13 protein-coding genes are annotated in these 14413 nt (G+C 66.8%); 4 read left to right on the top strand and 9 right to left on the bottom strand.

Going from position 1 to position 14413, the window contains the following annotated elements; genetic code table 11:
* Positions 1–29: 29 nt before the first annotated feature.
* From K8P10_RS00835 to K8P10_RS00820, 4 genes are read right to left on the bottom strand one after another with little or no spacing between them, the layout of a single operon-like run.
* The gene (locus K8P10_RS00835; RefSeq protein WP_224779916.1) at positions 30–1280 is read right to left on the bottom strand and encodes a M20 family metallo-hydrolase; all 1251 of its coding nucleotides are present in this window, start codon (positions 1278–1280) and stop codon (positions 30–32) included.
* A complete protein-coding gene (locus K8P10_RS00830) occupies positions 1277–2938 on the bottom strand; it encodes an amidohydrolase (RefSeq protein ID WP_224779915.1) in 1662 nt (553 codons plus the stop codon). The genes K8P10_RS00835 and K8P10_RS00830 overlap by 4 nt, the downstream gene beginning before the upstream one ends.
* On the bottom strand, positions 2935–4620 hold the full coding sequence (locus tag K8P10_RS00825; protein WP_224779914.1) for a thiamine pyrophosphate-dependent enzyme: 1686 nt from the start codon (positions 4618–4620) through the stop codon (positions 2935–2937). Before K8P10_RS00825 ends, K8P10_RS00830 begins: the two co-directional genes overlap by 4 nt.
* 47 nt (positions 4621–4667) lie before the next feature.
* On the bottom strand, positions 4668–5999 hold the full coding sequence (locus K8P10_RS00820) for an MFS transporter (protein WP_224779913.1): 1332 nt from the start codon (positions 5997–5999) through the stop codon (positions 4668–4670).
* A gap of 155 nt (positions 6000–6154) precedes the next feature.
* Between K8P10_RS00820 and K8P10_RS00815 the strand changes: the two genes are divergently transcribed.
* Positions 6155–7306, top strand: a complete 1152-nt coding sequence (locus K8P10_RS00815) for a helix-turn-helix domain-containing protein (RefSeq protein ID WP_224779912.1) — start codon at positions 6155–6157, stop codon at positions 7304–7306.
* Between the two features lie 15 nt (positions 7307–7321).
* On the opposite strand, the gene K8P10_RS00810 is transcribed toward K8P10_RS00815, so the two are convergent.
* Entirely contained in the window at positions 7322–8239 is a 918-nt protein-coding gene (locus tag K8P10_RS00810) for a LysR family transcriptional regulator (RefSeq protein WP_224779911.1), read from the bottom strand.
* Positions 8240–8374: 135 nt separating this feature from the next.
* On the opposite strand from K8P10_RS00810, the gene K8P10_RS00805 reads away from it, so the two are divergent.
* From K8P10_RS00805 to K8P10_RS00795, 3 genes are all read left to right on the top strand, one after another.
* Positions 8375–9541 carry an iron-containing alcohol dehydrogenase gene (locus K8P10_RS00805; RefSeq protein WP_224779910.1) on the top strand — a complete coding sequence of 389 codons (1167 nt, stop codon included), beginning with the start codon at positions 8375–8377 and terminating at the stop codon, positions 9539–9541.
* A gap of 67 nt (positions 9542–9608) precedes the next feature.
* Entirely contained in the window at positions 9609–11021 is a 1413-nt protein-coding gene (locus K8P10_RS00800; RefSeq protein WP_224779909.1) for a cytosine permease, read from the top strand.
* A 17-nt stretch (positions 11022–11038) separates the two neighbouring features.
* Positions 11039–12436 carry an amidase gene (locus K8P10_RS00795; protein ID WP_224779908.1) on the top strand — a complete coding sequence of 466 codons (1398 nt, stop codon included), beginning with the start codon at positions 11039–11041 and terminating at the stop codon, positions 12434–12436.
* A gap of 10 nt (positions 12437–12446) precedes the next feature.
* On the opposite strand, the gene K8P10_RS00790 is transcribed toward K8P10_RS00795, so the two are convergent.
* From K8P10_RS00790 to hemQ, 4 genes are all read right to left on the bottom strand, one after another.
* Positions 12447–12992 (bottom strand): TspO/MBR family protein, encoded by a 546-nt coding sequence (locus K8P10_RS00790; protein WP_224779907.1) that lies wholly within the window; start codon positions 12990–12992, stop codon positions 12447–12449.
* Between the two features lie 63 nt (positions 12993–13055).
* Positions 13056–13379, bottom strand: a complete 324-nt coding sequence (locus K8P10_RS00785; protein WP_224779906.1) for a hypothetical protein — start codon at positions 13377–13379, stop codon at positions 13056–13058.
* Between the two features lie 13 nt (positions 13380–13392).
* A complete protein-coding gene (locus K8P10_RS00780; protein WP_224779905.1) occupies positions 13393–13740 on the bottom strand; it encodes a hypothetical protein in 348 nt (115 codons plus the stop codon).
* Positions 13737–14375 carry a hydrogen peroxide-dependent heme synthase gene (gene hemQ, locus K8P10_RS00775; protein WP_370631995.1) on the bottom strand — a complete coding sequence of 213 codons (639 nt, stop codon included), beginning with the start codon at positions 14373–14375 and terminating at the stop codon, positions 13737–13739. Before hemQ ends, K8P10_RS00780 begins: the two co-directional genes overlap by 4 nt.
* Positions 14376–14413: the final 38 nt, after the last annotated feature.

Below are 14413 nucleotides of genomic sequence, written 5' to 3'. Positions count from 1 at the left end.
GGCCTCGCCTCCTCGCGCTCCCGCGCGTCTCACGCGTCCGCGACCAGGGCACCCGCCGCGAGTCGCCGAACCACTCCAGTGAGGTGATCGACGCCTGCGACCAGATCCTCGTCGCGGGTGTACTCCTTCAGGTTATGCGAGATCCCGTCCACGCTGGGAACGAACAGCATGACCGTCGGCACGCTGTCCTTCATGTTCGTCGAGTCGTGACCGGCGACCGTCATCACCCGGTCGTTCGCAAGCCCGAGCTCCTCCGCGACCTGGCGGGCGAGCTCCACGCCCGCCTCGGGGTACGGGTTCTGATCCCAGCTGTGCTCACCGACGATCTCGATCTCGACGCGATCCTCGCGCTGCACCCGCTCGATAGTGAGCATGAGCGATGCGTGCGCACGTGCGATGACGTCGGGGCTCGGGGATCGCAGGTCGAGGAGCAATTGCACCTCGCTCGCAACGACGACCGGTGAGTTCGGGTAGACGTTCAGTTCGCCGCACGCCGTATGGAGTTCTCCGGGCGAGAACTCGTCGACGAGCTCCCGCGCCGCGACGACGAGGCGGGCGGCCCCGAGCAGCGCGTCACGCCGGTCGGCCATGAGCGCGGACCCGCTGTGCGCCTGTTCGCCCGTTACGCGGAAGTCGAACTTGTGAGCGGCCCACGTCGCCTCGACCAACCCGATCGTGACCCCGTCCTCCTCCATGCTGCGGCCCTGCTGCACATGAATCTCGGCGTACGAGGCGACTTCGAGGCCATCGAGATCACCGCGTTCACCGATCTCGTCGAGCGCGTCACGCACCGAGACACCCTGGAGGTCGCGTGTCGCCAGTGCGTCGGCGAGCGGCATCTTCCCCGTGAATACGGAACTCCCCATCATCGACGGCTTGAACCGCGAGCCCTCCTCGTTGAACCAGTTCACGATCGCGAGGTTGAACCGGGCTGCAGCCGGATCCGCGCGCAGCTCGTCGGCCACCCGGAAGCAGGCGTGCGCGGCCGCCATGACACCGTACGCCCCGTCGAAGCGGCCGGCGGTCGGCTGGGAATCCATGTGCGAACCGGTCACCACGTAGGGGGCCCCCGGCACGAGTTCGAGCAGCCCGAACTGGTTGCCGACCGCATCCCGCGTCACCGTGAACCCGTGCGACTCGAGCAAGCGCTCGAACCACTTGCGCTGCGCACCGTCCGCGGTCGATGCGGCCTGCCGATCGACACCGTGAGTCCCCTCGACGGCCCCGAACTGCGAGTGCACCGCCCAATCTGCGAGGAATGCCTCATCCTGCTGGGTCATGCCGTGGTCCCTTCTCGAGCATCGTGCGTGAACTGCCCGCCGACGACGGTCGCGACGATGTCGAGCGCATCGATGCGGGAAGCCGTCAGCGGCGAGGCGGAGAAGACCGTGAAGTCGGCGAGCTTGCCGCGCTCGAGCGTTCCCCGGTCGGCGAGGAGGCCCGTCGCGCGGGCGGCCCAGACCGTATGCGTGCGCAAGGCCTCCTGTGGCGTGAGCGCCTCCCGCTCCGCCAGGACGGCGCCGGAATCGGTCCGCCTGTCGACCGCGGCCTGCATGCCGCGCCGCAGGTTGTTGTCGGCGACCGGGAGGTCGGAGGAACCGGCGAGGATCACACCGGCGTCGATGACCGATCGTCCGCGATACAGCCAGCCCACTCGCTCCTCCCCGACGAGATATGCCATCTGATCGCCGAGCGGTCCGATGAAACCGGCTTGGGGGGTCACCGCGATCGCGAGACGCGCCGCACGCTCGACCTGATCCGGCCGTGCGATACCGAAATGCTCGATCCGGCACGGCACCGGCGCCACCCCATAGGCGACCTGCGCCTCTTCGATCAGGTCGAGTGCGAGGTCGATCGCCGCGTCGCCGATGGCGTGGAGTGCGAGGGGCCACCCCGCTCGATACGCCGCGAGAGCGCGCTCACGGTAGGTCTCGGGTGCATCCAACAGATACCCCGTTCGGTGCTCATGGCCGCAGTAGGATTCCGTGACGGCCGCCGTCGTCCCGAGGAGGGACCCGTCGAGAAAGACCTTCACGTGCCCGAACCGCACGCGGTCATCCCCGAAACCGAACCCGACCCCGAGGTCGAGTCCTGCACCTCCGCCGTTCCCGTGGAAGTCATCGGCGTTTGCAGTGAGCGGGCGCAGGGCATCCAGTGCGGGCATGAGCTGGGCACGGGCGTGGAGGCGGCCCGTGTTCGCCGCAGTCCGGTACGCGGCTGCCTCGACGGGACTGTGCCCGATCCACCCGCCGCCGACTCCGGCCTCGGTGAAACTCGTGATTCCCTGTGCGGCGTAGCGCGTCGTCGCCGCATCGAGCGCCTCGACCAGACGATCGGTCGAGTACGGCAGGAGAAGCGCCTGCACGAGTCCCTGCGCAGCCTCTTCGACGAGACCCGTCGGGTGCCCGTGCTCGTCGCGCACGATGACCCCGCCCGTCGGATCCTCGAACCCCGCCTCCAGGGCGCCGATCAGGCGCAGCGTCGCCGTGTTCGTGATCGAGGCGTGGCCAGAGGTGTGCCGCAGATAGAGGGGGCGGTCACCGGTGATCTCGTCCAGTCTCGCGATATCGGGGAAGGCTCCACCGTGGTGCGACTGGTTGAAACCCGTGCCGTGCACCCAACCGCCGACGTCCCCCGCTCGGTCGAGCCGGTCGACCTCATCTGCCACGGCGGCGTAGAGGGCTTCGATCCCGCGCACGACACTGAGGTCCACCGCCGACAGGCCGAGACCCCACCACGCGGTGTGGCAGTGCGCATCGATGAGCCCCGGGGTCACGCACGCCTCCCCGAAGTCTGCGACCCGCACCGCATCGACGTCTGAGAGTTCCTCGTCGAAGCCGACGATGCGCCCGTTCAGCACGCCGACCGCCGTCGCGGTCGGTCGCGCGTCGTCGAGCGTCAGGATCTCGTGCGCCCGAATGATGAGGTCGATCTTCAACGGTCCTCCCCGTTCTCGTCGTGGTCCGGTCGCCCGACCGGGATCTCGTCCGACGCCGGCGGCATGACGGACGCGTCCACCATCAGGTGGAGAAGGGCAGGACCCTCGGCGGCGAGCGCGCGGTCGAGGGCGGCCTCGAAGTCCTCGGTGCGGTCGACCCGCTCGCCGAAGCCGCCGAACGAGTGCATCCACGCGGCGAAGTCGGGGTTCGTCATTCCGGTGCCCGACGGCCGACCCGGGTAGTGGCGCTGCTGATGCTGCACGATCGTGCCGTAGACCCCGTTATCGACCACGATGACGAGGGGCGAGGCGGCGTGCGCGAAGGCGGTCGCGAGTTCTTGCCCGTTCATGAGGAAGTCCCCGTCACCGCACACGGCGACAACTCGACGATGCGGCTGCACCAGCGCGGCCGCGACGGCTGCCGGCACGGCGAGGCCCATGGCCCCGTTCCGGGCGCCCACGAGTGAGGCCGGGCGCAGATGCCGCACGAAGCGATGCGGCCAGATCGTCGCGTTCCCGGCGCCGTAGGTCAGGGTCGCTTCGCCGGCGAGCCGGTCGTCCAGCAGACCGAACGCGACACCGAGGTCGACACCGAGCGGCTCCGAGTCGGGCGACCGGTCCGGCCGGTGCGCCGCGACGTTCCGCTGTCGCTCGGCGCACGCGCGCATCCACCCGTCGTCGCGGGAGCCCCGCGCATCCGCGACGTCGGTGCGGTCGAGTGCCTCGGCGAACGTCGCCGGTGTCGCGATGAGGTGCTGGTCGAGTCGACCGGCATGCACTCTCGCATCGGGGTCTGGCAGCACCACCACCGTCTCGGTGTCCATGCCACGGGTGAACCCGTCGCTCAGCACGTCCGACCGCCCGCAACCCACGAAGATCAGCAGGTCGGCGTCGGCGTACCCGGCGACCACTGCGTCGGCGCGACCGTACCCGAGCCAGCCTGCCCAGGCGGCCCCGCGGTGAGGCACGGCATCGTAGGCCCGCCAGTCTGCGAAGACGGGGATCCCGGCGCGCTCCGCGAAATCGAGTAGGGCGGCGCCGGAACCGCGCTCCCAGCCGTCACCGCCTACCACGATGGCCGGCCGGGCCGCATCGGCAAGACGGCTAGTGAGCTCTTCGAAGCCCCCGATGTCGGGAGCGGGCTTCGCCTGACCGAGCACCGGGGCGACATCGGCGTCCGTCGCCCGCACCAGCACGTCCTCGGGCAGGCCGACGACGACTGGTCCTGGTCGCCCGCTGGCGGCGATCCGCATTGCTTCGCCCACGAGCTCGCCTGCACGGTCGGCGTCGTCGATCGTGAGCACGCGCTTCGCCGTCGATCCGAACCAGCCGTTGAGACTGAACTCCTGGAACGCTTCGCGTTCGCGATCCGCAACCGGGACGAGCCCGACGAAGAGCACGAGGGCGGTCGCATCCTGCCACGCCGTATGCACTGCGATCATGGCGTTCGCCGCTCCAGGCCCCCGGGTGACCATCGCGATGCCGGGCCGGCCGGTAAGACGTCCCTCCGCGAGCGCCATGAACCCGGCCCCGCCCTCCTGCCGGCAGACGATCGTGTCGATCTCCGAGTCGTACAGGCCGTCGAGCACATCGAGATAGCTCTCGCCGGGAACGGCGTACACACGCTCGACCCCGTGTGCTTCGAGCGTGCGGACGATGAGATGACCGGCGGACTGCGACACGGTGCGGCTCCTTGTCAGGTCGGTGCGAATGAGATGTTGGGTCGGCGTCAGTGCTTGAAGCCGGGTAGCTTCACGCTCATCCGGGGCGCGACGACCCCGGCGAAGGCGGTGAACACTGACAGGAGGACGAGCACCAGCGCCGCCGGCCACCAGTGGTCGGATGCCGCAGCGACGAGGCCGGTGGCGAGCAGCGGGATGAACCCGGAGAGCATACCTGCGGCATTCTGCGCCATGCCCACGCCGGTGTACCGGGTCTTGGCGGGGAACAGGCCGGTCAGCACCGTACCCGACGCCGCGTAGGGGAACGACAGTGCGGAGACGGCGAGAGTCATGCCGAGCACCACGAGCATCGGAACGCCCGACTCGAGCAGCATGAAGGCGGGGAATGCGACGACCGCGGACGCGATGCCTCCGTAGATGATCACCTTGCTCGCACCGAAGCGGGACCCGAGGCGGCCGCCCAGGATCAGCACCGGGATCTCGACCGCTGCGGCGACCATGCTGCCGAGCAGCATGAGCTGCGAGCTGTACCCGAGCACATTGACGCCGTACCAGACGCAGAACGCGGTGACGAGGTAGAACCCGCCGACGCCGAGCAGCGCCGCTGCCATACCGATGATGATGTGCTTCCAGCTGTTCTTGAAGGTGGTGGCGACCGGGCTCTTCTCGACCTCCCCCGATGCTTCCAGCTGCCGGAAGACCGGCGACTCCTCGAGGCGGCTGCGAATGTAGAGCGCGATGAGCAGCATCGGAATCGCGATGAGGAACGGGATGCGCCATCCCCAGGCGTCGAAGTTGTCCTGCGAGAAGAGCAGCGTCATCACGAAGAAGCCGCCCGAGGAGAGGATGGTGCCGATCGGCGAGCCGATCTGCGGGATCGCCGCGTAGCGCGCACGCAGGTGAAGGGGCGCGTTCTCGACGACGATCGTCATCGCGCCCGACCACTCGCCCCCGACGAACAGGCCCTGCAAGATGCGCATGAGCACGAGCAGGATCGGTGCCGCAATGCCGATCGCGGCGTAGGTCGGCAGCATTCCGATGAGTCCGGTCACGAGCCCGATGCCGACGATCGTGATCATCAGCACCTTCCTCCGGCCGATCCGGTCCCCCATCGCACCGAAGATGATGCCGCCGAGCGGTCGAGCGGCGAGTCCCACACCGAACGTCGCGAAGGAGGCGAGGGCGGCTGCCGTCGCATTCTCGCTCGCGAAGTACTGGACGTTGAACACGAGCGCGGCCGCCGCGCTGAAGAGGAAGAAGTCGTACCACTCGAGGGCGGTGCCGATCAGCGCGCCCACAGCGACCTTATTGGCGTCCTTCACGGTCAATTCTTGTGCGGCGTCGTATTCGATCGCCGCAGTTGGGGTCGTCTCGGTCATGTCTCTCCGTCGAGGTCGTGATCGTTCCTGCTGGGTTCGGTGCGCGGGCCGGCTCGCCCACGTGTTCGAGCCTAGGTGGCACATCGCCCATCTGAGGTGGGCATTCTTCGCTCTTTCAGGCCCACAAACAGTGCATCTGCACATATCATGACGGTGTGCCCCCGGAAAGCCCCGACACCGCAGACCACGAGCGGTGGTGCGCTCTCGTCGATCGGCTCGACGCACGCGTGCTCGCCGACCGCTTCACGACGCTCCTGCGAGCCGTGCCGGACTACGACCCTCCGCCCGTCCCGATGACCGAGATACTGCGCACCGGTAAGCTCACCTTCGCCGCGCTCCTGAACCGCCTCCGCTCCGAAGATGTCGAGGAGTTCCTCCCGGCGGCCCGCGAAGTCGGCGTGACTCGAGCGCGGGCCGGCATCCCGATCACCTCGCTCATGACCGCCATCCGCCTCGATTTCACGGTCCTCTGGCACGCCATCGCCGAAGTGGCGTCTCCCGAGGACGCCGCTCTCCTCGTACGACGAGCCGGGGTCGTCCTCGCCGCTGTCGACGAGTATGCGGGGCAGGCGCAGAGCGCCTACATGTCCGAGCTGCACCGCATCCGCGAGGAGGCCTCGTCCGTCCGACAGGGGCTGATCGCGCGCCTCTTCCAATCCCCGAGCCCGACCGAGGTCCAACTCGCGCAGATCGGAGAGGACCTCGAACTCCCCCACGACGAGCCCCTGCTCGTCGTGGCCGCGATCGGAGACGACATCCCCGCCCTCCGCGTCCTCATCGCCGAGGGCGAGCGGGCGGGCACCACGATTCTCACCCACCACCTCGGTGACACGCTCATCGCATTCACCCGGTCCGCGCACTATCCCGGATCACGGCTGGAGACGTTCTCCCGCGGCATCGTCGATCATAGAGTCGGCGTGTTCGAGGCGCCCCGCGGCCTCGAAGACGTCCACGAGTCGGCCACGACGGCACGGGTTCTCGCTCAAGCCCTCGGCCCGGACGACGCCCACGCAATGACCTGGCAACGCGGTTGGGCCAGAGTCGCCCATGAACACCTCGCACACGCCGGCCACCCCGTGATCGCAGATGTGGATCGCGCACTGGACAACTGCGGAGAGGCCGAACGGGAACGGCTCACCGATGCGGTCAGAGACTATCTCGTCACCGGGAGCGTCAGCGCCTCCGCCGCGAGACTCTACTGCCACCGCAACACGCTCACCAATCGGCTCGGACGGTTCGCGAAGCTCACCGGCATCGACCCCTTCATCCCGCAGCAAGCGGCCCGCCTAGTCGTTGGTTGGGCGTGACGTCACGGTGCATACTCACTCCAACCGGCGCGGGCGATCCGGCGTTTCAGGCGGAAGAAGCTGGGGATGATCCGCCACGATGCGCTCGAGAGCGGAGCAGAACGCCGTGACACGCGCCAAGAGGAGCGTCGACCGAGGCACCGTCAGCCAGTAGCGACGCCGTACTGAGAGTTGATCATGGAGTACCGGACACAGGTCGGGCTCGGCCTCGCCGATGTAGGTGGGCAGGAGAGCGATGCCGAGACCTGCTCGGGCGGCGGTCAGATGCCCGGCGATGTTATTCGTCTGCACCATCGCCGTGGCGTTCGGAACGACCTGATCGAGGAGGCGGAGCGGCTCAACGTCGAGGAGCGCGTCGACGTACCAGATGAGCGTGTGTCCGCTCCGCAGATCCGTCGCGTTACGAGGCGACCCGTGCGACTCGAGGTACTGAGCCGATGCGTACAAGCGCAGTTCATAGTCGGTCAACGCGCGCACCTCGGCCGTTTTCGACGGAGGTCGTTCCAGAGTGATCGCGACGTCGAAGTCTCGATCGGTCGCCGCGGTGTGGGAGGTTGAAGTCGAGACCTCGATCCGGAGTGCCGGGTGGCGCTCGTGGAACTCGGTGAGCTTCGGCAGCATAACGTAGGCCCCGAACCCGTCGGAGGTGACAATCCTCAAGGCGCCTGACAGTTCACCCGCGCCAGCAGCGAGATCCTCGGTGGCAGCCATCATCTGGGAGTCGATGGCCTCAGCATGCGGCACCAACCGTCTACCCGCCTCGGTAAGACGCCACCCTTCACGACCCCGATCCATCAGACGCACGCCCAGTGATGCTTCGAGTCGCCCGAGACGCCGGGAGACCGTGGTCTCGTCGAGACCCAATTGCGCGGCTGCGCCGCGCAGGGTCCCCCACCGCGCCAACTCGAGAAAAACACCGATGTGCTCGAGCACGTGTCTCCATTCGTCACTGCAACTCTGCAGTCAAGTCTGCGGAAATGGCCATTGATACCGCAATCCTGTCAGAGCAGACTGAAACTCGTCCCCACGGCCGCTGCCGTGACCCGGCGAAGAGGAGTTTCTACCGCAATGGCGCAACACATCGCTGTTCCACCCATTCTGAGTATCGGAGGTGGTGCCCTGCGAGAGATGCACGACGTGATCGCCCGCCTCGGCGCGTCTCGCGCGCTCATCGTGACCGATGCCTTCCTGTCGAGCACCGGTCTCGCGGCGCGCCTCGCGGAAGATCTGACATCCTCGGACATTCCGACAGCGATCTTCGACGGTACGGTTCCCGATCCCACGACCGCTTCACTCAAGGCCGGTGTCGATGCCGTTCACGCTCACCGGGCCGACGTCATCATCGGACTCGGCGGGGGAAGCCCGATCGACAGCGCCAAGGCACTCGCAGTACTCGCCCGACGCGGAGGCACCATGAGCGAGCTGAAGGCCCCGGTGCAGTACACCGGCTCCGCGCTACCCATCGTGGCGGTGCCGACGACCGCCGGTACCGGCTCGGAGGCCACCCAGTTCACCGTCATCACCGATTCCGAAACCGGTGAGAAAATGTTGTGCGGAGGGCCATCGTACTTGCCAACAGCAGCACTCGTGGACTACGAACTCACGCTCACGATGCCCCAGCGCCTCACCGCGGACACCGGTCTCGACGCACTAACCCACGCCGTGGAGGCGTACGTGAGCTCCCGGGCCTCAGGTTTCTCCGACGCCGTTGCGCTGCAGGCAATCCGGCAAATCGGGCAGCACCTCAGACGAGCCGTCGCCGATGGGACCGACCGCGGCGCCCGGTCAGCCATGATGGAGGCCGCGACGCTCGCGGGTATCGCGTTCTCGAATTCTTCAGTCGCTCTTGTGCACGGCATGAGTCGCCCGCTCGGGGCGCACTTCCATGTCGCGCACGGGATGGCGAATGCGATGCTCTTCGCGGCAGTGACCGAGTTTTCACTCGGTGTCTCCGACGCTCGATACGCGGACTGCGCTCGCGCGCTCGGCGTGGCCACCGAGCGTGACGATGATTCTGCGGCGGCGCGCGCGCTCGTCGCCGAGCTCCACCGATTGAGCGTCGAACTCGAGGTACCGTCGCCTCGCGCATTCGGCATCTCATCCGAAGCGTGGGAGCAGGCCCTCTCAGTGATGGCAGAGCAGGCCCTCGCCTCGGGCTCACCCGCCAACAATCCGCGCATTCCCGAGCACGCCGAAATCGTCGAGCTCTATCGCAGGATCTACGACGCCCGCTAGCGGGCACACCCTGCACCGCACTCCCACCCGATCCCACCCACCACCCTGATGGCGAAGGAGCCACCTCATGGCCTGGAGAGACGCATTCACGAGTCCCGCAACCTCGCTGGACGATCAGATGGAGAGCTACGCGACGTCGCGCGTGCCCAGCTCTCAGAGATGGCCCGCGTTCGCGATTCTGCTCATCCTGACCGGCAACGTCACAGCGATGTTCTGGTTCACCCTGGGGGGTCAGATCGGTTTTCTGGTGGGGTGGCCGAACATGTTGCTCCCGATCGGGTACCTAATCATCGTGTCGACGATCCTCGGGTCGCTCATCATGCGTATCGCGTCCAAGGAGGGCCTCAGCCTCGTCTTACTCACCCGCGGTCTCGGTTTCGGGGCCAAGGGATCAGCGCTCGCCTCGTTCGTCTACGGCATCAATTACATCTTCTACTTCATCTTCGAGGGCAGTATCGTCTCGCACGCCCTCAGCGAGTACTTCGGGATCGGCCAAGGCTCGCCGATGGCGAGCGTCATCTTCGCACTTGTCGGGGCGGCCGCACTCTACTTCGCTTGGCGCGGAATGCACTCGATGAACATCCTCCAACGATTCGGCATGCCGATCTTCATCGGGCTCTTCATCGTCGGCATGTTCATGCTCGCCGACGGCCACGCGATCGTGGGCCCAGGCCAATGGGAGTCCCTTTCCCCCAACGATCCGACAGTCATGGCTCAGGCGTTCTCACTGGTGAATGGGCAGATCGTCTTCCAAGCCCTGCTCGCGACGGATTACGGCCGCTTCTCTCGCACGCAGATCGGCTACCGCGGCACCGCGGGCATCATGTTCGGCGAGCTCGTAATGATCTCCGTGGTGATGATCCTCGGCGCGCTTCTCGCCTTCACTCTGTATCCGACACTGACCCAGGACAATCCTGAGCTCTGGGCCACCGACCCTGGGTTCGTGTTCGCGCTCGTGATGGGCTTCCTCGGGGTCGTATTCACGATCATCACTCAGATCCGCATCAACGTCATGAATCTCTACTCAGGATCACTGGCGTTCGCGAACACCTGGGACGCGTTCGCCAAGCGGCCGATCAAACGGAATTACTGGATGGTCGGCCTGCTGATTCTCGGTATCGCCCTATATCCGATCAACGTGCTGCAGTACACGGACACTTTCCTCGCGGTGACGGGCATCATGACGAACACTTGGATCTTCATTCTCCTTGCCGACTACTTCATCTGCCGAAAGGCCCTCAAGTACGCCTCCACCGACCGGATCGAGTACGAAGACCACGAGGTGCGCAAGTGGAACCCCTGCGGCATCATCGCCATGGTGGTCGCCGTCGCCATCGGCGCGCTCGGGCTCGTCGGCCTTTACCCCGTGTACTACGCTTCATTCGCGGCCATGTTCGTCGGCCCGATCCTGCACATCATTCTGACCGCGATCACTCGCGGTCGCTTCTACGCGGTCGCGCCCGTCGCCGCTCGAGTTTGAGATTGGGAGAACAGCACATGACCAACCAGCCCCTCCACTACGAGACCATCGAGAATATCTCGCACCTCCTCGCTCGGGGAGAACTCAGCGCCGTCGAACTCACCGACGCCATGCTCGATCGGATTGCCGCAGTCGACCCCGTTCTGGGCGCCTATGCGCACGTCGACGGGGCCGGCGCGCGAGCATCCGCTGCTCGGCTCGATCAGGAGCGTGCCGCCGGTACTTGGAGGGGGCCGCTTCACGGAGTGCCCCTCGCGGTCAAGGACATCTATGCGGATGCTGGCCAGCCTCTCGAAGTCGGGATGCCGAGCCGCATCGGAGCAGTCGCGGAAGAGACAGCCACCGTCGTGCGTCGCCTGCGCGACGCTGGCGCGGTCATCATCGGCCGCGTACACACGACCGAGGGCGTGTACGGGGAACACACCGCTCCGTTCGTCGCACCGAAGAACCCATGGGGGCTTGATCGGTGGGTGGGAGTATCGTCGAGCGGCAGTGCATCGTCGACCGCGGGCGGGCTGGCCTTCGCCGCCCTCGGCTCGGACACCGGTGGATCGATCCGAATGCCATCGTCGGCCAACGGCGCCACTGGGATCAAGCCGACCTGGGGGCGGTGCAGCAGATTCGGCGTCTTCGAGCTCGGAGCAACCCTCGACCACGTCGGCCCGATCGCGCGGTCAGCACGCGACGCCGGCTTCGTCCTCGAGGCGATCGCCGGTTACGACGTGCATGATCCGACGTCGCTCGCTGCCCCGGTCGACCCGTACGGGGCCAGGACCTCGACCGACTTGAGTGGAACACGGATCGGCCTCGACGTCGACTGGGCGCTCGGCGACGTCTCAGACACGGTTCGGCGCGGCATGCTGGAGGCCATCGACCAGCTTGAACAGCTCGGCGCCGAGTTCGTTCCGGTGCGCTTCCCCGACCCCGAGCAGATCAACGAAGACTGGTTCGTCGTCTGTGGCGTGCAGACGGCGACAGCGCACGGTTCGTGGTTCGATACCCACGAGGCGACCTACGGCGCCGCCCTCCACGAGCTGATCTCGATTGGCCGGAGCACCTCCGGAGTCGGGTACCAGGAAGTGCTGCAGCGCCGGGAGTGGTTCAAGGGACAGGTCAATCACCTGCTCTCCGAGGTCGATGCGCTCTTCATCCCCGGGCTCCCCTACGAGGCCCCACTGGCCTCGGATACGGTGCAGATGGGGGCTCAACAGCTCGCCGAAGTGCACCGATACACGGTGCCCTTCACGATGAGCCAGGTACCGACGATCACGTTCCCGATCGGATTCACCGAGGCGGAAGGACTCCCGGTCGCGGGGCAGCTCGTCGGCGCTCGACTGACCGAAGCCAACCTGGTGCGGATCGCGAGCGCGTTCCAGCGGGTGTCGCGTTTTCACCTGAAGCACCCGGCCCTGTGAGTTCCGGTCCTCAGTTCAGCGCGATGATCCCGATGTTCAGCGTCGACGCGAACAGCAGCCAGAGGAGGTAGGGCACGAGCAGGATGGTCGCCGCCGTCGAGCGACGTCGCGCCAACACCATCAACCAGATCACGGCGATGATGAGTGCCGTGATCACGACGAGTCCCGCCCACCATGCGGGGGCTCCGATGATCGGATATCCGGCGAAGAACGTCGGAGTCCACAAAAGGTTCAGTCCGAGCTGCACGCCGAACACCGTGAGCGCCCGCCGCGAGGCGTTCGGTGCACCCGCGCCGCGGTACCCGGCGCGCCAGAGGAGAAACCCGACGACGGCGTTCGCCGCGTAGAGCACACCCCAAGCCGGCCCGAACACGGAGCCTGGCGGATTCCATGGCACCTTCTCGGCATCCTGGTACCACCCTTCGACGTTCGACGTGGAGGCCAGCGACCCCAGGAACGAGACGAGTGCCACCGCCGCGATCATGGCGATGAGCACCACGATCTGACGACCCAAGGGAGGCTTCACTGCGGGCGCAGCAACGGATTCTGATGTCATGTTGCGCACACTCTACGGCAGTCCGCGGGTGACTACCTGATGACCCGAAGGCCGCTCGCGCTCCTACGCGAAGAAATCGAGCCGAGAGACCAGGTAAGACACTTCGAGTTGCACGACGGCCACCACTCCCAATCCACAGAGCAGCGCGAGCAAGCGAATCGGTATGGCTCGCCGCCGCGCCGCCCACACGCTCGCTGCATAGATCGGCACGGGGAAGAGCACACCGAACCAGAGCCAGAAGACCCCGTTGGAGGTCACTCCGAGCCCCATGTTCTCGCGAGCTGCGCGCGGGAGTTCGATAAGATCCACGACGCCGCGAACGACGACCGAGGCATACAGTGCGGTGATTACTGCCGAGACGACCCAGGCGAGTACGCGTGCGGGCACGGGAAGCCTCCGATCAGTCGAGGAAGACGGGGAGCGGGGCGAGCACAATCAGGCCGGCCACGAGCCGCAGCAGGGTCGTACGCGGGGACTCACGGTGCATGAGCCAGACGGTGCCGCACCAGAGTAGCGGCGCAGCCGGCGCGCACCAGTGCACGATCTGCTGCGTGACCCCGAGGATCGGCTCCGCCCCGTGTACGAGAGCGGCCGCGACGTCGGCGGTGAACCTGGCCCAGCTGAACCACGCCCAGGTGTACACCGCGTAGATGCCGAGAATCACCCCGCTCAGGACCAGGGCGGGACTCGAGAAGAACGCGCCTCGGTCGGCTACGCCGGAGACACTCTCGCCGCGTGCCGGGGTCACGGCACATCCGAGATCAACGCCTCAATCGACGTGCGCTCGCCGGTGAAGAAGGGGGTCTCTTCGCGGACATGCCGTCGGGCGTAGGTGCCGCGGAACGCTCGCATCACATCGACGAGTCGGTGCAGGTGCTCCGCTTCCAGTGCCAGGATCCACTCGAAGTCACCGAGCGCGAAGGCGGAGACGGTGTTCGCAATCACGTCGGGGAATGGGCGCGCCGCGGCACCGTGATCGATGAGCAGGGCCCGGCGCTCGTCTTCTGGCAGCAGATACCACTCGTATGACCGGACGAAGGGGTACACCGTCAGGAACCTCGCGGGTGCGACGTCGCGCAGGTATGCGGGCACGTGGTCTCGGGAGAACTCGGCGGGTCGGTGCACACCGACGGCGCTCCACACCGGCGTGCTCGCGCGCCCCCACGCGGTCTTCCGGAAGGCGGCATACCGATTCTGCAGCGCGGTGATGCTCGGACCGTGCGTCCACACGAACCAATCGGCGTCCGCGCGCAGACCGGAAACGCGATACAGGCCGCGTACGGTCACCCCGTCATCGTTCGATGCCCACGCCTCGCGCGCTTCGCGGACCGCGTATGCGCGGTCCGCGAGCATGCCTGTCCGGTGTGCGAACACCGACCACATGGTGTAGCCGAAGGGTTCCTGCTCCGCTTTCGGCCCCG

This window comes from Leucobacter sp. Psy1, from assembly GCF_020096995.1.
Classification (GTDB): Bacteria; Actinomycetota; Actinomycetes; order Actinomycetales; family Microbacteriaceae; genus Leucobacter.
The sequence above is the reverse complement of the archived record's forward strand: the minus strand, read 5'-3'. Positions and strand labels throughout refer to the sequence as shown.

Excerpts from the sequence above, each read along its gene's own strand:
- K8P10_RS00790 (WP_224779907.1), bottom strand. The coding sequence starts at position 12,992 with ATGACATCAGAATCCGTTGCTGCGCCCGCAGTGAAGCCTCCCTTGGGT.
- K8P10_RS00835 (WP_224779916.1), bottom strand. The coding sequence starts at position 1,280 with ATGACCCAGCAGGATGAGGCATTCCTCGCAGATTGGGCGGTGCACTCG.
- K8P10_RS00805 (WP_224779910.1), top strand. The coding sequence starts at position 8,375 with ATGGCGCAACACATCGCTGTTCCACCCATTCTGAGTATCGGAGGTGGT.
- hemQ (WP_370631995.1), bottom strand. The coding sequence starts at position 14,375 with ATGTGGTCGGTGTTCGCACACCGGACAGGCATGCTCGCGGACCGCGCA.
- K8P10_RS00800 (WP_224779909.1), top strand. The coding sequence starts at position 9,609 with ATGGCCTGGAGAGACGCATTCACGAGTCCCGCAACCTCGCTGGACGAT.
- K8P10_RS00795 (WP_224779908.1), top strand. The coding sequence starts at position 11,039 with ATGACCAACCAGCCCCTCCACTACGAGACCATCGAGAATATCTCGCAC.
- K8P10_RS00820 (WP_224779913.1), bottom strand. The coding sequence starts at position 5,999 with ATGACCGAGACGACCCCAACTGCGGCGATCGAATACGACGCCGCACAA.